Origin of the sequence: Escherichia albertii NBRC 107761 = DSM 17582, from assembly GCF_000759775.1 — a bacterium.
Classification (GTDB): domain Bacteria; phylum Pseudomonadota; class Gammaproteobacteria; order Enterobacterales; family Enterobacteriaceae; genus Escherichia; species Escherichia albertii.
On sequence record NZ_BBMY01000029.1, the window covers coordinates 1 to 21,202 of the forward strand.

Consider the following 21,202-nt stretch of genomic DNA (forward strand, 5'->3'; position numbering starts at 1 on the left):
ACGATTTCAAAGGGAAGTTATTTGTGATTGCATGTGAACACACAGTATTCGCTTTATTAAATAACAGCAAAATACAAATCATTCACGATGAATAATGAGTGAAAAGCTTATTAAAAATCAGGCAATTTAATTCCGACTAACAAACTGATGGCAAGTACATAATTGTCTGATGCGCTACGCTTATCAGAGCGACCAATCCCTGCAGGTGCTGAACGCTGGTCGAATAAGAGGCGCATACCGCTTCCAGCATAAACAAAGTGTACTTTGTCAACACGCGAAAAAGGCGCCGAAGCGCCTTTAGACGTTAGTCGAATCAGTAAATTACTGGTATTCGCTAATCGGTACGCAGGAGCAGAACAGATTACGATCGCCGTAAACATCATCCAGACGTTTCACTGTCGGCCAGTATTTGTCTGCCACGCCTGCCGGGAATACCGCAACTTCACGGCTGTACGGGTGTGCCCACTCGGCGACCAGTTCGTTCTGAATGTGCGGCGCGTTCACCAGCGGGTTATCTTCCAGCGGCCAGACACCGGCTTTCACCTGGTCGATCTCCGCGCGGATAGCCAGCATCGCGTCGATAAAGCGATCCAGTTCCACTTTGCTTTCAGATTCAGTCGGCTCAACCATCAGCGTCCCTGCCACCGGGAACGACATGGTCGGCGCGTGGAAACCGTAGTCAATCAGACGCTTGGCAATATCCAGCTCGCTGATGCCGGTTTCTTCTTTCAGCGGACGAATATCGAGAATACATTCGTGCGCCACGCGACCATCACGACCGGTATACAGCACCGGGAAGGCATCCTGCAGGCGGCTGGCAATATAGTTGGCGTTAAGAATTGCCACCTGGCTTGCTTTTTTCAGCCCTTCTGCGCCCATCATGCGGATGTACATCCAGCTGATTGGCAGAATGGATGCGCTACCGAACGGTGCCGCAGAAACCGCGCCCTGACGGGTTAACATACCTTCGATTTGCACCACGCTATGACCCGGCACAAGCGGTGCCAGATGCGCTTTCACGCCGATCGGTCCCATCCCCGGGCCGCCGCCGCCGTGCGGAATGCAGAAGGTTTTATGCAGGTTAAGGTGCGAAACGTCCGCGCCAATAAAGCCCGGCGAGGTGATGCCGACCTGGGCGTTCATGTTCGCGCCATCAAGGTAAACCTGACCGCCGTACTGATGTACGACTTCACACACTTCACGGATCGTTTCTTCGTACACACCGTGGGTGGAAGGATAGGTCACCATGATGCAGGAGAGGTTATCGCCCGCCTGTTCCGCTTTAGCGCGCAGATCAGCCAGATCGATGTTGCCATTTTTATCACACGCCACAACGACCACCTGCATTCCTGCCATATGTGCGGAAGCAGGATTAGTACCGTGCGCCGATGCCGGGATCAAACAGATATCACGATGACCTTCGTTGCGGCTTTCGTGATAATGGCGAATCGCCAACAGGCCCGCGTATTCGCCCTGAGCGCCAGAGTTCGGCTGCATACACACGGCGTCGTAACCGGTCAGTTTCACCAGCCAGTCAGCCAGTTGCGCGATCATCTGCTGATAACCTTCGGCCTGTTCCGGTGGGCAGAACGGATGCAGTTCGGCAAATTCCGGCCAGGTTATCGGGATCATCTCGGCGGCGGCGTTCAGTTTCATGGTGCAGGAACCCAGCGGGATCATCGCCTGATTCAGCGCCAGATCTTTACGCTCCAGCGAGTGCATATAGCGCATCATTTCGGTTTCGCTGTGGTAGCGATTAAACACCGGATGGGTAAGGATTTCGTCATCGCGCAACATCGCAGGCTGAATAGAGCAGCTATCGTGCGCCACGTCTTTGTCCAGCGTGTCGATGTCCAGCCCGTGATTATCGCCCAACAGCACGCTGAAAAGCTGCATCACGTTTTCGCGGGTGGTGGTTTCATCAAGGGTGATCCCAACCGCGTTCAGAATATCGCTACGCAGGTTGATTTCAGCCGCTTCGGCACGCGCCAGCACGCCCGCTTTATCTGCCACTTCCACACACAAGGTGTCAAAATAGTGCGCATGACGCAGCTTCAGACCTTTTTGTTGCAGGCCCGCCGCCAGGATATCGGTAAGACGGTGGATGCGGTTAGCGATACGTTTCAGGCCAACCGGACCGTGATAAACAGCATACAGACTGGCAATATTTGCCAACAATACCTGAGAGGTACAGATGTTGGAGTTCGCTTTCTCGCGGCGAATATGTTGCTCGCGAGTCTGCATCGCCATGCGCAACGCAGTATTGCCTGCGGCATCTTTCGATACGCCAATAATACGGCCCGGCATTGAGCGTTTGTATTCATCTTTCGCCGCAAAGAATGCCGCGTGTGGGCCACCGTAGCCCATCGGTACGCCAAAGCGTTGCGCCGAACCAAAGACAATATCCGCGCCCTGTTTACCCGGCGCAGTTAACAACACCAGCGCCATGATATCGGCGGCGACGCTGACCACAATTTTGCGTGATTTCAGTTCGCTGATAAGCGCAGTGTAATCGTGGATTTCCCCCGTCGTGCCGACCTGCTGTAACAGCACGCCAAAGACGTCCTGATGATCGAGCGCTTTTTGCGCGTCATCGACAATCACTTCAAAACCAAAAGTTTCAGCACGGGTGCGTACTACATCCAGCGTTTGCGGATGCACGTCAGAAGCCACGAAGAAGCGGTTGGCATTTTTCAGTTTACTGACGCGTTTCGCCATCGCCATTGCTTCGGCGGCGGCAGTGGCTTCATCCAGCAAAGAAGCAGAGGCCATATCCAGTCCGGTTAAATCCAGCGTTACCTGCTGGAAGTTGAGCAGTGCTTCAAGGCGGCCCTGGGAAACCTCAGGTTGATACGGAGTATACGCGGTATACCAGCCCGGATTTTCCAGCATATTGCGCAGGATAACCGGCGGCAACTGCACGGCGGTGTAACCCATGCCGATGTAAGACGTGAAGCGTTTATTGCAACTGGCAATAGCCTTGAGTTCCGCCAGCGCGGCGTATTCGGTCGCCGGTGCGCCAACCTGTGGCGGGGTCGCAAGCTGAATATCTTTCGGCACAATCTGGCCGGTCAGCGCGTTTAACGATTGTGCGCCAACGGCATTCAGCATTTCTTGCTGTTGCGCGGCGTCCGGTCCGATATGGCGTTCAATAAAAGCGCCGCTGTTTTCAAGCTGGCTTAACGTCTGTGTCATGAGCGATGGTTCCTGAAACGTGCAGTGAATGGTGAACCTCTCTCCTTGCGAAGAGAGTGGGGTGAGGCGCGAATTTTCCTCACCCCGGCCCTCTCCCGCAGAAGAGGGATAAAGCCGTTACTCGTCTTCTAACAATGCTTCGTATGCGGTCGCATCCAGCAGTGAATCCAGTTCGCTTTCATCGCTGGCTTTGATTTTAAAGATCCAGCCACCAGCGTACGGCTCGCTGTTTACCAGTTCCGGGGAGTCGCTCAGTGCGTCGTTCACCGCCACGATTTCACCGCTTACTGGCGCATAAATGTCTGACGCCGCTTTTACCGATTCGGCAACCGCGCAGTCATCGCCCGCGCTTACCGTTGCGCCGACTTCCGGCAGGTCAACAAACACCATATCGCCTAACAGCTCCTGAGCGTGCTCAGTGATGCCAACAGTGTAAGTGCCGTCGGCTTCTTTACGCAGCCATTCGTGTTCTTTGCTGTATTTCAGTTCTGCTGGTACGTTGCTCATCAATCAATCTCCAAAAAAGTAAATCACGCGACGGCTTTGCCGTTACGCACAAAAACAGGTTTAGTCACTTTAATCGGCATCTCACGGTTGCGAATTTGCACAATCGCCGTTTCGCCAATGCCTTCCGGCACGCGCGCCAGCGCAATGCTGTAACCCAGCGTCGGGGAGAACGTCCCGCTGGTGATAATGCCTTCATGCTGATTGCCCTGCGCATCGGTAAAACGTACCGGCAGTTCATTACGCAGCACGCCTTTTTCGGTCATCACCAGGCCAACTAATTTTTCTGTGCCATATTCACGCTGCGCTTCCAGGGCTTCGCGACCGATAAAGTCACGATCTGCCGGTTCCCAGGCGATGGTCCAGCCCATGTTGGCGGCTAAAGGAGAAATGGTTTCGTCCATCTCCTGACCATAAAGATTCATACCCGCCTCCAGACGCAGCGTGTCACGCGCGCCCAGGCCACATGGCTTAACGCCCGCTTCTACCAGCGCGCGCCAGAAATCCGCCGCTTTTTCATTGGGCAGCGCAATTTCGTAGCCCACTTCACCGGTATAACCGGTGGTGGCAATAAACAGATCGCCCGCCTGCACGCCAAAGAAGGGTTTCATCCCTTCCACCGCCTGACGCTGAGCATCATTAAACAGTGTAGCAGCTTTTGCCTGCGCATTCGGCCCTTGTACGGCAATCATGGAGAGGTCATCACGAACGGTAATTTCGATGCCAAAAGGTTCAGCGTGTTGGGTAATCCAGGAGAGGTCTTTTTCGCGGGTGGCGGAGTTGACAACGAGGCGGAAGAAATCTTCAGTGAAGTAGTAGACGATGAGGTCATCTATCACCCCGCCAGAGGCATTTAACATCCCCGAGTAAAGGGCTTTGCCGCTTTTGGTGAGCTTCGCCACATCGTTCGCCAGCAGATAACGCAGAAACTCCCGGGTGCGACTGCCGCGAAGATCGACGATGGTCATATGTGACACATCAAACATTCCCGCATCGGTGCGTACCGCGTGGTGTTCGTCGATTTGCGAACCATAATGCAGCGGCATCATCCAGCCGTGGAAATCCACCATGCGAGCGCCGCAAAGCGTGTGTTGTTCGTACAAAGGTGTCTGTTGTGCCATCTTGTCCTCATTGAATAAGCGGGGCTGACAACTTTTTCACGGTGAAATCATCACCACGAAACCCAGCATCGGAGCCACTCCCGGTCCCCAACGCAATCGTTCTCTTTTCCCTGAACTTACCACCGAAACAGACGGTTAACCATAAGGTAAAATTGATCATCACATTAGCTTATGGTTAAAAAATGCCAAAATCACAACAGAATAAAAAACTAAAAAATATTCATATTCTTATGCAAACACGCCATATTCAGACAACGAACTCATGTAAACCAATATTAAGAACTAAAAAGATGTCAAAAATCACCAAACCCAAAAAATGCGACATTAGAAAATATAATGCGAAATTGCAGGTGAAATTAGTTTATTTCAAATGAGGAAAATCTCCCGGCGAAAAAACCGGGAGATGAAAGTGTGATGGGTATCAAATAAACAACAGAGGGAAAATTTTTAACGCAGCCATTCAGGCAAATCGTTTAATCCCATTGCCTGACGGATAAGTTGCGGCTTAACGCCAGGAAGCGTGTCGGCCAGTTTCAGACCAATATCACGCAGCAGTTTTTTCGCCGGATTAGCCCCGGAAAACAGATCGCGGAATCCCTGCATACCTGTCAACATCAACGCCGCGCTGTGTTTGCGGCTACGCTCATAGCGACGCAGGTAAATGTACTGCCCGATGTCTTTACCCTGACGATGCAACCGTTTCAGTTCAGCAATCAGCTCCGCGGCATCCATAAAGCCGAGGTTCACGCCCTGGCCTGCCAACGGATGAATGGTATGCGCGGCGTCGCCCACCAGCGCCAGACGGTGCGCGGCAAACTGGCGCGCATAGCGCCCCGTCAACGGGAACACCGGGCGTTCACTCTCAACCTTGCATAAGCCCAGGCGATTATCAAAAGCGATATTTAACGCGCGATTAAATTCCTCTTCGCCTGCCTGCTGCATCCGTTTCGCTTCCTGTGGTGCTAATGACCAGACAATTGAGCAAAGATGCGGATCGCTAAGCGGCAAAAAGGCCAGAATGCCTTCGCCGTGGAAAATCTGGCGCGCCACTGCTTCATGCGGCTCTTCCGTGCGAATAGTCGCCACCAGCGCGTGATGCTGATAATCCCAGAAAGTCAGCGGAATATCGGCTTTGTTGCGCAACCAGGAATTAGCGCCGTCTGCGCCAATCACCAGACGCGCCGTTAACATACTGCCGTCTTTCAACGTCAGGAAGGTTTCGTTCTCTCCCCAGGCAACCTGCTGTAATTCTGCGGGAGCTAACAGGCTGATATCTGACGACTGCTGCGCTTTGTTCCACAGCGCGTAGTGAATGACTGAATTTTCAACGATATGCCCAAGATGGCTATAGCCCATGCTTTGATCATCAAACGAGATGTGACCAAAACTGTCTTTATCCCACACTTCCATGCCGTGATAGCAGCTAGCTCTGCGGGAGAGGATCTCCTGCCAGACGCCAAGACGGGTGAGTAATTTTTCGCTGGCGGCATTGATAGCCGAAACGCGCAGTTGTGGTGGTGCATCCGCCGCCAGAGGTTCCGGTACGCGCTGCTCCAGTACGGCGACGCGTAATCCGCTCCCCTGTAAGCCGCAGGCAACCGCCAGCCCCACCATGCCGCCGCCAACAATGGCTACATCAACACTTTGCATTGTTTATTCCTTAAAGCCGCCTTCAACGCGCTACCCAACCGAGGGTGCGCTGCGCCAGCACATCGCGTGCCGGAGTGAATAATTCCATCGCCATCAGCCCGAGGTTACGCCCGGCAATCAGCGGCGCCCAACGGTTGGCAAAGAGATGCACCAGACTGTCCGTGACGCTAATGGTTGCTTCGCGATCGCTCTGCCGACGCTGCTGATAACGGCACAATACGCCGTAATCACCAATATCTTCTGCACGCTCCTGCGCCTGAGTCAGAGTTTCCGCAAGACTCATCACATCACGCATACCAAGGTTGAATCCTTGCCCGGCGATCGGGTGCAGGGTTTGCGCCGCATTACCTACCAGCACGGTACGATGGGTAATAGGTTTGGCAGCGCGGGTTAACGCCAGCGGATAAGCACTGCGTTTTCCTGCATGGGTAATTTGCCCCAGTCTCCAACCAAAGGCAGACTGGAGTTCACGGCAAAACTTCTCGTCGCTCCACGCCAGCACCTCTTCGCGCCGTTCCAGTGGATGACACCAGACCAACGAACAGCGTTCGTCAGACATCGGCAACATCGCCAGCGGGCCATGTTGTGTGAAGCGTTCAAAAGCGCGCCCTTCGTGCGCAACGGAAGTCGCAACGTTGGCAATCACTGCCAGTTGTTCGTAAGGCTCCTGCAGCCAGTCAACACCGCACGCGGTGGCTAACGCTGAATGGGTGCCGTCAGCCGCCGCCAGCACGCGGCCCGTCAGCGCCTCGCCACTCTCCAGCGTCACTTCAACGTGGCTTTGAGTACGGGAAACGTTAGCCACGCGATCAGGGCAATGCAGCGTTACGCCAGGTGCTTTGCGCAGCAATGCAAACAGCCGTTGCCCGACATTGTGCAATTCGACAACCTGCCCCAACGCCGCCAGTTGGTAATCTTCTGCAGCGAGGGTGACGAATCCGGCATGACCACGATCGCTGACATGCACAGTAGTAATGGCGGTTGCGCAATCAGTCAGAGATTGCCAGACGCCGATGCGCGCCAGTTGCTGACAGGTACCCGCCGCCAGCGCAATAGCTCGTCCATCAAAGCCCGGATGAGCATGTGACTCTGGCGCGGTCGCTTCAATCAGATGTACCGGCAGCGTCCCATGACTTAACCGGGAAATAGCTAGCGCCAGCGTCGCGCCCGCCATGCCGCCACCGACGATGATTACGCTCATTGTTTTCTCGCAGCTGCCATCAACGCTTCGATTTCTTCCGGCTTTTTCACCACGCTGGCGGTGAGGTTTTCGTTGCCGGTTTCGGTGATCACAATGTCGTCTTCAATACGAATGCCGATGCCGCGATATTGTTCTGGCACATCCGCATCCGGCGCGATATACAGACCCGGCTCTACGGTCAGTACCATGCCCGGTTCCAGAATGCGCGAGCGATCCTGACCATAAACGCCAACGTCGTGAACATCCAGCCCTAACCAGTGGCTAAGGCCATGCATAAAGAAGGGACGGTGCGCATTTTGGGCGATCAGTTCATCGACATCGCCTTTCAGGATACCCAGTTTTACCAGGCCGCTAATCATAATGCGCACCACTTCACCGGTGACTTCCTGAATGGACGTTCCCGGACGATACAGGCGCAAACTGGTTTCGAGAGACTCCAGCACAATGTCGTAGATTTCGCGCTGAGCCTGTGTGAATTTGCCGTTGACCGGGAAGGTGCGGGTAATATCGCCAGCGTAGCCTTTGTATTCGCAACCCGCGTCAATCAACACCAGATCGCCGTCGCGCAGTTCACACTCGTTTTCGGTGTAGTGCAAAATGCAGCCGTTCTCACCGCTGCCGACAATGGTGTTGTAGGAAGGATAACGCGCGCCGTGGCGGTTAAATTCGTGGTGAATTTCGCCCTCCAGATGGTACTCAAACATCCCCGGACGGCATTTTTCCATCGCCCGTGTATGCGCCAGTGCAGTAATTTCGCCAGCTCGACGAAGAACGGCAATCTCTTCTGGCGATTTGAACAGACGCATTTCATGGACCATGGGACGCCAGTCGATCATCGTTGCCGGGGCAGTGAGATTTTGCCGCGAGCCTTTACGCAGTTTTTCCAGCGCGCTGTTCACGATTTCATCAGCATACGCGTATTCGCCCTGGGCGTGGTAAACCACATCCAAACCATTAAGCAATTGATAAAGTTGCTGATTGATTTCGCTGAACGCCAGTGCGCGGTCAACGCCCAGTTTCTCTGGCGCGGCATCCTGACCTAAGCGGCGACCAAACCAGATCTCTGCCGTCAGATCGCGAACGCGGTTAAACAGAACGCTGTGGTTATGAGTGTCATCGCTTTTAATCAGCACCAGCACCGCTTCCGGTTCGTTAAAGCCAGTGAAGTACCAGAAGTCGCTGTTCTGACGATAGGGGTATTCGCTGTCGGCGCTACGAGTCACTTCCGGGGCGGCAAAAATCAGCGCCGCGCTGCCAGGTTGCATTTGCTCCACCAGGGCCTGACGGCGGCGCTGAAATTCTTGCTGGGATATCACACTCATAACACTCTCCTTACGTTTTTTGTTTTTAGTGTAGAGTCGGTTTTTGTACTTCTGGCGCGGTCGGTTGCGGATGGGTAAAGGTATCGTGGCATAACAGCGCAGCGACACGGACATACTCGATGATCTCTTCAAGCGACATTTCCAGCTCTTCCTGATCTTCGTCTTCGTCGTAGCCCAACTGCGCAATATTACGCAGATCGTCGATGGCTTCACCGGTTTCGCCGGTCACTTTGTCCAGCTTCGGTTGCGTAACGCCAAGACCAAGCAGGAAGTGATTGACCCAACCTGCCAGCGCATCCGCACGATCGAAAACGCTGACATCATCACCATCAGGCAGATAAAGCTGAAAAAGAAAACCGTCATCCTGCAGGGCATCGCTGGTAGCAGAGTGCATTTTGCGCAGTGCCTGTGCCAGCTCATGACCGAAAGCCATGCCTTCGTTCGTCAGGTCGTGAAGCAGCGGCAGCCATGAGCTGTCATCGTTACCGCCGCATACCATCCCGCTGATCAAACCATGCATTTCAGCAGGGGTCAGACCCGTCCCTTGTTGGTTCAGATACTGGTTCATTTCGTTGTAACCAGGCATTTCATTCTGTATAGACATAAGCATTCGTCATCAAAGGGAGGAATATTCATGGTATGCTACCACTTTGGGCCCTGGTGGACCAGAAAAGGGCTTGTCTCTTCTCATCAGGGTAGCTATAGTGTCGCCCCTTCGCAGACCATGGGTCTAAAGACGAAGGCAGCGCAGTCAATCAGCAGGAAGGTGGCATGTCTGCACAACCCGTCGATATCCAAATTTTTGGCCGTTCACTGCGAGTGAACTGCCCGCCTGACCAAAGGGATGCGTTGAATCAGGCCGCGGACGATCTGAACCAGCGGTTGCAAGATCTGAAAGAACGCACTAGAGTCACAAATACAGAACAGTTGGTCTTCATTGCCGCGTTGAATATCAGCTACGAGTTAGCGCAAGAAAAAGCGAAAACTCGGGACTACGCGGCGAGTATGGAACAGCGTATTCGGATGCTGCAACAGACCATAGAACAAGCGTTACTTGAACAAGGTCGCATCACCGAAAAAACGAACCAAAACTTTGAATGACACTTTTCGGTTTACTATGGTAGAGTAACCGTGAAGACAAAATTTCTCTGAGATGTTCGCAAGCGGGCCAGTCCCCTGAGCCGATATTTCATACCACAAGAATGTGGCGCTCCGCGGTTGGTGAGCATGCTCGGTCCGTCCGAGAAGCCTTAAAACTGCGACGACACATTCACCTTGAACCAAGGGTTCAAGGGTTACAGCCTGCGGCGGCATCTCGGAGATTCCCTTCTTATCTGGCACCAGCCATGACACAACTATCAGAACTCCCACTGACATTATCCCGACAAGACATCCGCAAAATGATTCGGCTGCGTCGTCGTGCGTTAACGCCAGAACAACAGCAAGAAATGGGTCAACAAGCCGCTACCCGGATGATGAATTATCCCCCGGTGGTGATGGCGCATACAGTTGCTGTATTCCTCTCGTTTGATGGCGAACTCGACACTCAACCGCTCATAGAACAACTCTGGCGCGCCGGAAAGCGCGTATATCTTCCAGTTTTGCATCCTTTTAGTGCCGGTAATTTGCTATTCCTGAATTACCATCCGCAAAGTGAACTGGTGATGAACAGGTTGAAGATCCTTGAGCCAAAACTGGACGTGCGCGATGTGCTTCCCCTTTCCCGGCTAGATGTATTGATCACACCGCTGGTAGCTTTTGATGAATACGGTCAACGCCTGGGAATGGGCGGTGGTTTTTATGATCGAACCTTACAAAACTGGCAGCACTACAAAATGCAACCGATAGGTTATGCGCATGATTGCCAGTTAGTAGAAAAACTGCCGGTGGAGAAGTGGGATATTCCACTGCCTGCGGTGGTTACACCGTCGAAAGTCTGGGAGTGGTAAGGGCGACACACCTGCATCGCCCTGATTGACATCGTTGATTCTTTAACCTAATTTAGTGAGTAAGGGTAAGGGAGGGTTTCCCCTCCCTCTGGCACACTGTTAGAAAGCCGGGCAGCTTATCATCAACAGAATGACCAGTATGATGACGCTCTTCATCATAACCCTTCTCCTTCAAGCCCTCACTTCGGTGAGGACTTTACCGTTGCAGCCCTGTGCTGCCCCGCCATCGTAAATCCTCCATATACAAACACAACGCATTGATCTGGCTTTGGTTTATTTCTTCGAGCAGACTCGCAAAGACATATGTACGGCACTGCAAATGTGGGGAAAACGAATAAAAAAACGGGCAAGTCAGCGACCTGCCCGTTATTTGTCAGAGATGGAGAAATCAGTACAGCAGACGAGCGCGGATAGTCCCCGGAATAACTTTCATCGCTTGCAGTGCTTTCTCGGCGACGTCCTCATCAGCTTCAATATCAATAACTACGTAGCCCATCTGAGCAGAAGTTTGCAGATACTGCGCGGCAATGTTAACGCCCTGCTCGGCAAATATTTTGTTCAGCGCAGTCAGCACGCCCGGACGGTTTTCATGGATGTGCATCAGTCGGCGACCGCCATGTAACGGCAGCGAGACTTCCGGGAAGTTCACTGCAGAGAGCGTAGAGCCATTATCAGAGTATTTGATAAGCTTACCAGCCACTTCCAGACCGATATTCTCCTGCGCTTCCTGAGTCGAACCGCCAATGTGCGGCGTCAGCAGAACATTGTCGAATTCGCATAGCGGAGAGGTAAACGGATCGCTGTTGGTCGCCGGTTCCGTGGGAAATACGTCGATTGCCGCACCGGCCAGATGTTTGCTCGCCAGCGCATCGCACAGAGCGGGAATATCAACCACCGTGCCACGAGAGGCGTTAATCAGTAGCGAGCCGGGCTTCATCAGCGAGATCTCTTTCGCTCCCATCATGTTTTTGGTGGACGGATTCTCTGGCACATGCAGACTCACCACGTCGCTCATATTCAGCAGGTCAGAAAGATGTTGTACCTGAGTGGCATTGCCCAGCGGCAGTTTGTTTTCAATATCATAGAAGTAAACATACATTCCCAGCGATTCCGCCAGAATGCCCAGTTGTGTACCAATATGACCATAGCCGATGATACCCAACTTTTTACCGCGCGCTTCAAAAGATCCCGCCGCCAGTTTATTCCATACGCCACGGTGTGCTTTGGCGTTAGCTTCCGGCACGCCGCGCAACAGTAACAGAAGTTCGCCAATCACCAGCTCCGCGACAGAGCGCGTATTCGAGAACGGCGCGTTAAATACTGGGATCCCGCGTTTTGCCGCCGCATCCAGATCAACCTGATTTGTGCCGATACAAAAGCAACCAATTGCGACCAGTTTTTCTGCTGCGTTGATCACGTCCTCGGTCAGATGGGTACGGGATCGCAGGCCGATGAAGTGGGCATCGCGGATAGATTCTTTTAATTGTTCATCATCCAGCGCGCCTTTGTGAAATTCGATGTTGGTATAACCTGCCGCGCGAAGACTTTCCAGCGCCTTTTGGTGCACGCCTTCTACCAGCAGAAACTTAATCTTGTCTTTCTCCAGCGATACCTTTGCCATTTACCCAATCCTGTCTTTGAAATGTTGTGTGTGGATTTACATCCGCCTTTCAACATATCAAAAAATAATATTGCGGCAATATGAACGTTTGCGTCGCGATGTTGAGGAAATATCACGTGAGGTTAATTAACAGAAGAAAATACTGGGGATAAGACTTTCTTTAGATGGTTAGGCAATTTCGAAGGAAAAACGTGACACATGTCACCAAATTTAACAGTACAAAAATTTTAGCGGGGGAACACGTTCCCCCGTCAGCTCATTTCACAATGGTTTTGACACCGTCAGCCGTGCCAATCAGCGCAACATCCGCACCACGGTTAGCAAACAGACCAACAGTAACGACACCAGGAATAGCGTTAATCGCGTTTTCCATCGCTATAGGGTCAAGAATTTCCATACCGTGAACGTCGAGAATCACGTTACCATTATCGGTTACCACGCCTTGACGGTATTCCGGTCGGCCACCCAATTTCACCAGCTGGCGCGCTACTGCGCTACGCGCCATCGGAATAACTTCTACCGGCAGCGGGAATTTACCCAGAATATCAACCTGCTTAGAGGCGTCCGCAATACAGATAAATTTCTTCGCCACTGAAGCAACTATTTTTTCACGCGTTAGCGCCGCACCACCGCCTTTGATCATCTGCATATGGCCGTTGATTTCATCAGCGCCATCAACATAGATGCCGAGGCTGTCCACTTCATTGAGATCAAAAACGTGAATGCCGAGGCTTTTCAGTTTTTCAGTGGATGCTTCAGAACTGGAAACCGCACCTTCAATCTGATCTTTCATCGTGCCGAGCGCATCAATAAAATGTGCGGCGGTTGACCCCGTGCCTACGCCAACAATGGTCCCGGGCTGAACATATTGAAGTGCTGCCCATCCTACTGCTTTTTTCAATTCATCCTGCGTCATGATCGTTTCGCCTGTGATATGAAATTCGAGGCGCATTATAGATCATTAATGAGAAAAATATCCCCGCGAAGGCACGTAGATAGTGGATTTGCTCTGTATCCAATGCAAAATTATGTCATAGTTCGGCATAAGAAAATTTCAGGAGCAGGCCAAAGCAATGAAACGCCCGGACTACAGATCATTACAGGCACTGGATGCAGTGATACGTGAACGAGGATTTGAGCGCGCAGCACAGAAATTGTGCATTACGCAATCAGCAGTCTCACAACGTATTAAGCAACTGGAAAATATGTTCGGGCAGCCGTTATTGGTGCGTACGGTCCCGCCACGCCCAACAGAACAAGGGCAAAAATTGCTGGCGCTGCTTCGCCAGGTTGAATTGCTGGAAGAAGAGTGGCTGGGCGATGAACAAACCGGTTCAACCCCGCTATTACTCTCACTGGCGGTTAACGCCGACAGTCTGGCAACCTGGTTGCTTCCGGCGCTGGCCCCTGTGCTGGCAGACTCGCCTATCCGCCTGAACTTACAGGTGGAAGACGAAACCCGTACCCAGGAACGTCTGCGTCGCGGCGAAGTCGTTGGCGCAGTGAGTATTCAACACCAGGCGCTGCCCAGTTGTCTTGTAGATAAACTGGGCGCGCTCGACTATCTCTTTGTCAGTTCCAAACCGTTTGCCGAAAAATATTTCCCCAACGGTGTAACGCGTTCTGCATTGCTGAAAGCGCCAGTCGTCGCCTTTGACCATCTTGACGATATGCACCAGGCATTCTTGCAACAAAACTTCGATTTGCCGCCAGGTAGCGTGCCATGCCATATCGTTAACTCATCAGAAGCGTTCGTGCAGCTCGCTCGTCAGGGAACGACCTGCTGTATGATTCCGCACCTGCAAATTGAGAAAGAGCTGGACAGCGGCGAGTTGATCAACCTGACACCCGGACTATTTCAACGGCGGATGCTCTACTGGCACCGTTTTGCCCCTGAAAGCCGCATGATGCGTAAAGTAACCGATGCGTTACTTGACTATGGTCACAAGGTTCTTCGTCAAGAGTAATCAATCACTTAATGCCTGGTAGCACATATCAGGCATTCCACCAATATCTTTTTATATTCTTTGAATTCCATCACAAAACAGACAAATCTCACACGGCAAAAAACGACGCCTCAATGCATTTTTTTTGCTGGCGACAAATCAGCGTAAAAAGTTCACCGTAAGCGCAAATACCCTCATTTTTATTGCGTTTTATGGAGCAGATAATGTCTAACGTGCAGGAGTGGCAACAGCTTGCCAACAAGGAATTGAGCCGTCGGGAGAAAACCGTCGACTCGCTGGTGAAGCAAACCGCGGAAGGGATCGCCATCAAGCCGCTGTATACCGAAGCCGATCTCGACAATCTGGAAGTGACCGGTACTCTTCCTGGTTTACCGCCCTACGTGCGTGGTCCTCGCGCAACCATGTATACCGCCCAACCGTGGACTATCCGTCAATATGCCGGTTTCTCCACCGCAAAAGAGTCCAACGCCTTTTATCGTCGTAACCTCGCCGCCGGGCAAAAAGGACTTTCCGTTGCATTTGACCTGGCAACTCACCGCGGCTACGACTCTGATAATCCACGCGTCGCGGGCGACGTCGGTAAAGCGGGCGTCGCAATCGACACGGTGGAAGATATGAAGGTGCTGTTCGACCAGATCCCGCTGGATAAAATGTCAGTTTCGATGACCATGAACGGTGCAGTCCTGCCGGTGTTGGCGTTTTATATCGTTGCCGCCGAAGAACAAGGCGTTACGCCCGAAAAACTGACTGGCACCATTCAGAACGATATCCTGAAAGAATATCTCTGTCGCAATACCTACATTTATCCGCCAAAACCGTCCATGCGCATTATCGCCGACATCATCGCCTGGTGTTCCGGTAACATGCCGCGCTTTAATACCATCAGTATTAGCGGCTACCACATGGGAGAAGCGGGCGCGAACTGCGTACAGCAGGTCGCGTTTACCCTTGCCGATGGCATTGAATACATCAAAGCAGCAATCTCCGCTGGGCTGAAGATTGATGACTTCGCACCGCGTCTGTCATTCTTCTTTGGCATTGGCATGGATCTGTTTATGAATGTCGCTATGCTGCGCGCGGCACGTTATTTGTGGAGTGAAGCGGTCAGCGGATTCGGCGCCCAGGACCCGAAATCGCTGGCGCTGCGCACCCATTGTCAGACCTCCGGCTGGAGTCTGACTGAACAGGATCCGTATAACAACGTCATCCGCACAACCATTGAAGCGCTGGCGGCCACTCTGGGCGGAACGCAATCGCTACATACTAACGCATTTGATGAAGCGCTTGGTCTGCCCACCGATTTCTCGGCACGCATTGCCCGCAACACGCAGATCATCATTCAGGAAGAGTCAGAAATCTGCCGCACAGTCGATCCTCTGGCCGGTTCTTATTACATCGAATCACTGACCGATCAGATCGTGAAACAAGCCAGATCCATCATTCAGCAGATCGATGAAGCAGGCGGGATGGCGAAAGCGATCGAAGCCGGTTTACCAAAACGAATGATCGAAGAAGCATCCGCGCGCGAGCAGTCGCTTATCGATCAGGGCAAGCGTGTGATCGTTGGCGTTAACAAGTACAAACTGGATCACGAAGACGAAACTGATGTACTTGAGATCGACAACGTAATGGTGCGTAACGAGCAAATTGCTTCACTGGAACGCATTCGCGCCGCCCGTGATGATGCAGCAGTAACAGCCGCTCTGAACACCCTGACTCACGCAGCACAGCATAATGAAAACCTGTTGGCAGCCGCCGTTAACGCCGCGCGTGTTCGTGCGACGCTGGGCGAAATCTCCGATGCGCTGGAAGCCGCATTTGACCGTTATCTGGTACCGAGCCAGTGTGTTACTGGCGTGATTGCGCAAAGCTACCATCAGTCCGATAAATCAGCCGCCGAATTCGACGCTATCGTTGCGCAAACAAACCAGTTCCTCACCGAAAACGGTCGCCGTCCCCGTATTCTGATCGCCAAAATGGGTCAGGATGGACACGATCGCGGAGCAAAAGTGATCGCCAGCGCCTACTCCGATCTCGGTTTTGATGTCGATTTAAGCCCTATGTTCTCAACACCGGAAGAGATCGCTCGTCTGGCAGTGGAAAACGACGTTCATGTCGTTGGCGCATCCTCACTGGCGGCGGGTCATAAAACGTTGATACCAGAACTGGTTACAGCATTGAAGAAATGGGGACGTGAAGACATCTGCGTGGTTGCCGGCGGCGTTATTCCGCCGCAGGATTATGCCTTCTTGCAAGAGCGCGGCGTGGCAGCGATCTATGGCCCTGGCACCCCCATGCTCGACAGCGTGCGCGATGTGCTGACCCGCATCAGTCAACATCATGATTAATGAAGCCTCGCTTGCAGACAGTATCCGGCGCTTACGTTTGGGTGAGCGCGCCACGCTCGCCCAGGCAATGACCCTGGTGGAAAGCCGTCATCCTCGTCATCAGGCGCTCAGCACCCGATTGCTTGACGCCATTATGCCATTTTGCGGTAACGCCCTCCGGCTGGGCGTTACCGGCACGCCAGGCGCAGGGAAAAGTACCTTTCTTGAAACCTTTGGCATGTTGCTAATTCGCCAGGGATTAAAAGTTGCGATTATCGCCGTTGATCCCAGCAGCCCGGTCACAGGTGGCAGCATTCTCGGGGATAAAACCAGAATGACTGAACTGGCGCGTTCCGATGCAGCATTTATTCGCCCGGTTCCTTCAGCCTGTCACCTTGGCGGCGCCAGCCAGCGGGCCCAGGAGTTAATGCTGTTATGTGAAGCGGCGGGTTATGACGTGGTGATTATCGAAACGGTCGGCGTCGGTCAGTCAGAAACGGAAGTGGCCCGCATGGTGGACTGTTTTATCTCGCTGCAAATTGCCGGCGGCGGCGACGATCTACAGGGTATCAAAAAAGGGCTGATGGAAATGGCGGATCTGATCGTCATTAACAAAGACGATGGGAATAACCATGCGAATGTCGCCATTGCCCGCCATATGTATGAGAGTGCCCTGCATATTATGCGTCGCAAATACGATGAATGGCAGCCACGGGTCCTCACCTGTAGCGCGCTGGAAAAACACGGTATTGATGAGATCTGGCGCGCAATCATTGATTTCAAAACAGCGCTCACTGCCAGTGGCCGTTTGCAGCAGGTACGGCAGCAACAATCGGTGGAATGGCTACGTAAGCAAACCGAAGAAGAGGTGCTGCACCACCTGTTCGCTAATGAAGATTTCAGTCGCTATTACCACCAGACATTGTTAGCGGTCAAAAACAATACGCTTTCGCCACGCACCGGCCTGCGACAGCTCAGTGAATTTATTCAGACGCAGTATTTTGATTAAGGGAATTTGTATGTCTTATCAGTATGTTAATGTTGTCACTATCAACAAAGTTGCGATCATTGAGTTCAACTATACCCGCAAACTCAATGCGTTAAGTAAAGTATTTATTGATGACCTGATTCAGGCGTTAAGCGATCTTAACCGACCAGAAATCCGTTGTATTATCCTGCGAGCGCCGAGTGGATCGAAAGTTTTCTCCGCAGGCCATGATATTCATGAACAGCCATCAGGCGGTCGCGATCCTCTCTCCTACGACGATCCGCTGCGCCAGATCACTCGCATGATCCAGAAATTCCCGAAGCCAATCATTTCGATGGTCGAAGGCAGCGTCTGGGGGGGCGCATTTGAAATGATCATGAGTTCAGATCTGATCATCGCCGCCAGTTCTTCAACCTTCTCAATGACGCCGGTCAACCTGGGCGTACCATATAACCTGGTTGGCATTCACAACCTGACCCGCGATGCAGGTTTCCACATCGTCAAAGAGCTGATTTTTACCGCTTCGCCTATCACCGCTCAGCGCGCGCTGGCCGTCGGCATTCTCAACCACGTTGTTGACGTCGAAGAACTGGAAGACTTCACCTTACAAATGGCACATCACATTTCGGAAAAAGCGCCACTGGCGATTGCGGTAATTAAAGAAGAACTGCGCGTACTTGGCGAAGCACACACCATGAATTCAGATGAATTCGAACGTATTCAGGGTATGCGACGCGCCGTTTATGACAGCGATGATTATCAGGAAGGTATGAATGCATTCCTGGAAAAACGTAAACCTAATTTCGTCGGCCATTAATGGCCTGCGAACGAAGGAGTAAAGGATGAATATTTCCTGGACAAGGATGAGCGCCGATGAAGCGGCGGAAATTATCCAGCATAACGATATGGTGGCATTCAGCGGTTTTACTCCCGCAGGTTCACCAAAGGCTCTGCCTGTCGCTATTGCCCGTCGCGCCAGCGAACAACATGAAGCGAAGAAACCGTATCAAATTCGCTTGCTGACCGGGGCATCGATTAGCGCCGCCGCTGACGATGTTCTCTCTGAAGCAGATGCCGTCTCATGGCGCGCGCCGTATCAAACATCGTCGGGTTTGCGTAAGAAAATCAATCAGGGATCGGTGAGCTTTGTTGATCTGCATTTGAGTGAAGTGGCACAAATGGTCAATTACGGTTTCTTCGGCGAGATTGATATTGCGGTAATTGAAGCGTCTGCGATAGCGCCGGATGGTCGAGTCTGGTTAACCAGCGGGATTGGTAATGCCCCGACCAGGTTATTGCGAGCGAAGAAAGTGATCATTGAACTCAATCACTATCACGATCCGCGTGTCGCCGAACTGGCCGATATTGTGACTCCCGGCGCCCCTCCACGCCGCAATAGCGTTCCGATCTTTCATGCGATGGATCGCGTTGGTACTCGCTATGTGCAAATTGATCCGAAAAAAATTGTCGCTGTCGTGGAAACCAACCTCCCCGATGCCGGTAACGTACTCGATAAGCAGAACCCTATTTGTCAGCAAATCGCCGACAATGTAGTGACCTTTTTGCTGAATGAGATGGCAAACGGACGCATTCCACCAGAGTTTCTACCGCTGCAAAGCGGAGTAGGTAACATCAATAACGCAGTAATGGCGAGGTTGGGCGAAAACCCGGATATTCCTTCATTTATGATGTATTCGGAAGTACTACAGGAATCTGTCGTGCATCTGTTAGAAACCGGAAAAGTTACCGGCGCCAGTGCTTCAAGTCTGACGGTTTCTGCCGATTCACTGCGCAAGATTTACGACAATATGGACTATTTCGCCAGTCGCATTGTGCTGCGACCACAGGAAATTTCCAATAATCCAGAAATTATCCGCCGTCTTGGCGTTATCGCCCTGAACGTCGGCCTGGAGTTTGATATCTACGGGCACGCCAACTCCACGCACGTTGCCGGCGTTGATTTGATGAATGGTATCGGCGGAAGCGGTGATTTCGAACGTAACGCTTATCTGTCGATCTTTATGGCGCCATCTATTGCTAAAGAGGGTAAGATCTCAACCGTTGTGCCAATGTGCAGTCATGTCGATCACAGCGAACACAGTGTGAAAGTGATCATCACGGAGCAAGGGATCGCCGATCTTCGCGGCCTGTCTCCACTTCAACGCGCCCGTTCTATTATTGATAACTGCGCTCACCCCATGTACCGGGATTATCTGCATCGCTATCTGGAAAATGCGCCAGGCGGTCATATTCATCACGATCTAAACCATGTTTTCGATCTACACCGCAATCTGATCGAAACCGGCTCAATGTTGGGTTAATTGCTCGTACCGTCACGATCTTCAGCAATATATTGAAGCATCGTGGCGGTATATCGATGATTTCTAATCGAATAAAGATATTCCTGCATATACATTGGCGTATGCGGCGCATCAAAATATTTCAGCTTTGCCGGATTTACCAGGCGCCAGGCAAAATGCGGGATCACCGTAAGGAAATGTCCACGCTCTACGGCGCTGATTTTGGCCATAAAACTGTATGGACGATAAATAATGGTTGGATTAATCCCACAAGGGCGCATGTTCGCATCAATCATCGCTTCAAAGTTCGCCCGGTTCTGAAAGCGCATCTGTAACTAGGGCAACTCCTGTAGCAGTTCCTGTTCTTGTCGCTCTTCATAACGGCGAGAAACAAGAAAGCCCAGTCGTAGCGGCGGCAATTCGCTGATCGCCAGATTTTCCAGGTCCTGCACGCGAGCTGAGACGTGCTGTGGGGAGATAATAAAATCAAGCTGGCGATCGAAAAGGTTGTCGATAACGCCATTTTCACTGAACTCAATCGGCTGTGCTGTAACTCCTTCATACTTATCGCCGAGGCTGATTAGCTGATCAAAAATAATTGTCGGATAAGTATTATCGATACCAATCACAATTTCACGTGAACGACGCCCTGAGTTATGGATCTCATTATCAATAGCAGAAAGCCGTTGATAAACAGGAAAAAGTTTTTGATAAAGTTCCTGCCCTGCTTTATTGAGGCTAATATTATTATCTTTGCGGGTAAACAGTGTATAACCAATTTGCTCTTCCAGAGCGGCAATACTTTTGCCAAATGGCGAGGCAGTCATATGTATTTTTTCTGCTGCCCTGGCAATATTATTGGTTTGCGCTAATAAAATAAAATTGCGCATCTTTTTCGAAATAAAAATATCCATACCTGCTCTCCACCAACATCCCTATCCGCTTAACCGTTTCAGTAAGCCTATCCTTAATAAAATCACGGACAAAGATAGGTGATTGCGTCATGGTTTTACAGAAAATTACAGAAAAAGAAGACAATATCAGGTGAAGATATTAG

The 21,202-nt window shown here is 51.9% G+C and carries 18 protein-coding genes, 1 other RNA gene and 1 pseudogene; 9 read left to right on the forward strand and 11 right to left on the reverse strand.

The features are described 5' to 3' along the window. Positions 1–321 precede the first annotated feature (321 nt). The 3 genes from gcvP to gcvT form a co-directional block, all read right to left on the reverse strand. Positions 322–3,195, reverse strand: a complete 2,874-nt coding sequence (gene gcvP, locus EA14781_RS07355) for an aminomethyl-transferring glycine dehydrogenase (protein ID WP_000194993.1) — start codon at positions 3,193–3,195, stop codon at positions 322–324. Positions 3,196–3,312: 117 nt separating this feature from the next. Continuing rightward, entirely contained in the window at positions 3,313–3,702 is a 390-nt protein-coding gene (gcvH, locus tag EA14781_RS07360) for a glycine cleavage system protein GcvH (protein ID WP_002461349.1), read from the reverse strand. A 23-nt stretch (positions 3,703–3,725) separates the two neighbouring features. Next, entirely contained in the window at positions 3,726–4,820 is a 1,095-nt protein-coding gene (gene gcvT, locus EA14781_RS07365) for a glycine cleavage system aminomethyltransferase GcvT (protein WP_000068713.1), read from the reverse strand. A gap of 290 nt (positions 4,821–5,110) precedes the next feature. Between gcvT and EA14781_RS26155 the strand changes: the two genes are divergently transcribed. Continuing rightward, the gene (locus tag EA14781_RS26155; protein WP_419666889.1) at positions 5,111–5,194 is read left to right on the forward strand and encodes a hypothetical protein; all 84 of its coding nucleotides are present in this window, start codon (positions 5,111–5,113) and stop codon (positions 5,192–5,194) included. 73 nt (positions 5,195–5,267) lie between these two features. On the opposite strand, the gene ubiI is transcribed toward EA14781_RS26155, so the two are convergent. The 4 genes from ubiI to ygfB are packed head-to-tail and all read right to left on the reverse strand — an operon-like array spanning position 5,268 to position 9,597. Next, positions 5,268–6,470 carry an FAD-dependent 2-octaprenylphenol hydroxylase gene (gene ubiI, locus EA14781_RS07370; RefSeq protein ID WP_001192214.1) on the reverse strand — a complete coding sequence of 401 codons (1,203 nt, stop codon included), beginning with the start codon at positions 6,468–6,470 and terminating at the stop codon, positions 5,268–5,270. A gap of 22 nt (positions 6,471–6,492) precedes the next feature. Continuing rightward, positions 6,493–7,671: a 2-octaprenyl-6-methoxyphenyl hydroxylase gene (gene ubiH / locus EA14781_RS07375; protein ID WP_000111239.1), complete on the reverse strand. Its 1,179-nt coding sequence runs from the start codon at positions 7,669–7,671 to the stop codon at positions 6,493–6,495. Next, positions 7,668–8,993, reverse strand: a complete 1,326-nt coding sequence (pepP, locus tag EA14781_RS07380) for a Xaa-Pro aminopeptidase (protein WP_000111498.1) — start codon at positions 8,991–8,993, stop codon at positions 7,668–7,670. Before pepP ends, ubiH begins: the two co-directional genes overlap by 4 nt. 25 nt (positions 8,994–9,018) lie before the next feature. Continuing rightward, positions 9,019–9,597: a UPF0149 family protein YgfB gene (ygfB, locus tag EA14781_RS07385; RefSeq protein ID WP_002461343.1), complete on the reverse strand. Its 579-nt coding sequence runs from the start codon at positions 9,595–9,597 to the stop codon at positions 9,019–9,021. A 167-nt stretch (positions 9,598–9,764) separates the two neighbouring features. Between ygfB and zapA the strand changes: the two genes are divergently transcribed. The 3 genes from zapA (at position 9,765) to EA14781_RS07395 (ending at position 10,942) form a co-directional block, all read left to right on the forward strand. Further along, complete coding sequence (gene zapA, locus EA14781_RS07390; RefSeq protein WP_001276008.1) at positions 9,765–10,094, forward strand: cell division protein ZapA; 330 nt, start codon at positions 9,765–9,767, stop codon at positions 10,092–10,094. A gap of 41 nt (positions 10,095–10,135) precedes the next feature. Next, positions 10,136–10,319, forward strand: a non-coding RNA gene (gene ssrS / locus EA14781_RS22965) — 6S RNA. A 20-nt stretch (positions 10,320–10,339) separates the two neighbouring features. Next, positions 10,340–10,942 carry a 5-formyltetrahydrofolate cyclo-ligase gene (locus tag EA14781_RS07395; protein ID WP_024164723.1) on the forward strand — a complete coding sequence of 201 codons (603 nt, stop codon included), beginning with the start codon at positions 10,340–10,342 and terminating at the stop codon, positions 10,940–10,942. Positions 10,943–11,041: 99 nt separating this feature from the next. Here the strand turns inward: EA14781_RS07395 and EA14781_RS26060 are convergent, their stop codons facing one another. The 3 genes from EA14781_RS26060 to rpiA all read right to left on the reverse strand — a co-directional run bounded on the left by EA14781_RS26060 (position 11,042) and on the right by rpiA (position 13,479). Further along, positions 11,042–11,101, reverse strand: coding sequence for a type I toxin-antitoxin system Ibs family toxin (locus EA14781_RS26060; protein WP_123058238.1), 60 nt, complete (start codon positions 11,099–11,101; stop codon positions 11,042–11,044). 229 nt (positions 11,102–11,330) lie between these two features. Continuing rightward, entirely contained in the window at positions 11,331–12,563 is a 1,233-nt protein-coding gene (gene serA / locus EA14781_RS07405; RefSeq protein ID WP_001151605.1) for a phosphoglycerate dehydrogenase, read from the reverse strand. A 256-nt stretch (positions 12,564–12,819) separates the two neighbouring features. Beyond that, complete coding sequence (rpiA, locus tag EA14781_RS07410) at positions 12,820–13,479, reverse strand: ribose-5-phosphate isomerase RpiA (RefSeq protein WP_002461336.1); 660 nt, start codon at positions 13,477–13,479, stop codon at positions 12,820–12,822. Positions 13,480–13,636: 157 nt separating this feature from the next. On the opposite strand from rpiA, the gene argP reads away from it, so the two are divergent. The 5 genes from argP to scpC all read left to right on the forward strand — a co-directional run bounded on the left by argP (position 13,637) and on the right by scpC (position 20,166). Next, positions 13,637–14,530, forward strand: a complete 894-nt coding sequence (gene argP / locus EA14781_RS07415) for a DNA-binding transcriptional regulator ArgP (RefSeq protein WP_000828341.1) — start codon at positions 13,637–13,639, stop codon at positions 14,528–14,530. A 203-nt stretch (positions 14,531–14,733) separates the two neighbouring features. Beyond that, positions 14,734–16,878: a methylmalonyl-CoA mutase gene (scpA, locus tag EA14781_RS07420; RefSeq protein ID WP_000073231.1), complete on the forward strand. Its 2,145-nt coding sequence runs from the start codon at positions 14,734–14,736 to the stop codon at positions 16,876–16,878. Beyond that, a complete protein-coding gene (gene meaB / locus EA14781_RS07425) occupies positions 16,871–17,866 on the forward strand; it encodes a methylmalonyl Co-A mutase-associated GTPase MeaB (protein WP_000606474.1) in 996 nt (331 codons plus the stop codon). Before scpA ends, meaB begins: the two co-directional genes overlap by 8 nt. 10 nt (positions 17,867–17,876) lie before the next feature. Beyond that, a complete protein-coding gene (scpB, locus tag EA14781_RS07430) occupies positions 17,877–18,662 on the forward strand; it encodes a methylmalonyl-CoA decarboxylase (RefSeq protein WP_000122072.1) in 786 nt (261 codons plus the stop codon). Positions 18,663–18,687: 25 nt separating this feature from the next. Further along, positions 18,688–20,166, forward strand: a complete 1,479-nt coding sequence (gene scpC, locus EA14781_RS07435; RefSeq protein WP_001027664.1) for a propionyl-CoA:succinate CoA transferase — start codon at positions 18,688–18,690, stop codon at positions 20,164–20,166. On the opposite strand, the pseudogene srsR reads toward scpC, so the two are convergent. Further along, positions 20,163–21,059, reverse strand: a pseudogene (gene srsR, locus EA14781_RS25205) (LysR family transcriptional regulator SrsR). The gene scpC and the pseudogene srsR overlap by 4 nt on opposite strands. Between the last annotated feature and the right edge of the window lie 143 nt (positions 21,060–21,202).

What these genes read in the sequence shown, in the direction of transcription:
- rpiA (WP_002461336.1), bottom strand. Translation starts at nt 13,479, where the DNA reads ATGACGCAGGATGAATTGAAAAAAGCAGTAGGATGGGCAGCACTTCAA.
- EA14781_RS26155 (WP_419666889.1), top strand. Translation starts at nt 5,111, where the DNA reads ATGTCAAAAATCACCAAACCCAAAAAATGCGACATTAGAAAATATAAT.
- scpA (WP_000073231.1), top strand. Translation starts at nt 14,734, where the DNA reads ATGTCTAACGTGCAGGAGTGGCAACAGCTTGCCAACAAGGAATTGAGC.
- argP (WP_000828341.1), top strand. Translation starts at nt 13,637, where the DNA reads ATGAAACGCCCGGACTACAGATCATTACAGGCACTGGATGCAGTGATA.
- zapA (WP_001276008.1), top strand. Translation starts at nt 9,765, where the DNA reads ATGTCTGCACAACCCGTCGATATCCAAATTTTTGGCCGTTCACTGCGA.
- pepP (WP_000111498.1), bottom strand. Translation starts at nt 8,993, where the DNA reads ATGAGTGTGATATCCCAGCAAGAATTTCAGCGCCGCCGTCAGGCCCTG.
- ygfB (WP_002461343.1), bottom strand. Translation starts at nt 9,597, where the DNA reads ATGTCTATACAGAATGAAATGCCTGGTTACAACGAAATGAACCAGTAT.
- EA14781_RS07395 (WP_024164723.1), top strand. Translation starts at nt 10,340, where the DNA reads ATGACACAACTATCAGAACTCCCACTGACATTATCCCGACAAGACATC.
- gcvH (WP_002461349.1), bottom strand. Translation starts at nt 3,702, where the DNA reads ATGAGCAACGTACCAGCAGAACTGAAATACAGCAAAGAACACGAATGG.
- serA (WP_001151605.1), bottom strand. Translation starts at nt 12,563, where the DNA reads ATGGCAAAGGTATCGCTGGAGAAAGACAAGATTAAGTTTCTGCTGGTA.
- gcvP (WP_000194993.1), bottom strand. Translation starts at nt 3,195, where the DNA reads ATGACACAGACGTTAAGCCAGCTTGAAAACAGCGGCGCTTTTATTGAA.
- scpC (WP_001027664.1), top strand. Translation starts at nt 18,688, where the DNA reads ATGAATATTTCCTGGACAAGGATGAGCGCCGATGAAGCGGCGGAAATT.
- scpB (WP_000122072.1), top strand. Translation starts at nt 17,877, where the DNA reads ATGTCTTATCAGTATGTTAATGTTGTCACTATCAACAAAGTTGCGATC.
- ubiH (WP_000111239.1), bottom strand. Translation starts at nt 7,671, where the DNA reads ATGAGCGTAATCATCGTCGGTGGCGGCATGGCGGGCGCGACGCTGGCG.
- ubiI (WP_001192214.1), bottom strand. Translation starts at nt 6,470, where the DNA reads ATGCAAAGTGTTGATGTAGCCATTGTTGGCGGCGGCATGGTGGGGCTG.
- gcvT (WP_000068713.1), bottom strand. Translation starts at nt 4,820, where the DNA reads ATGGCACAACAGACACCTTTGTACGAACAACACACGCTTTGCGGCGCT.
- meaB (WP_000606474.1), top strand. Translation starts at nt 16,871, where the DNA reads ATGATTAATGAAGCCTCGCTTGCAGACAGTATCCGGCGCTTACGTTTG.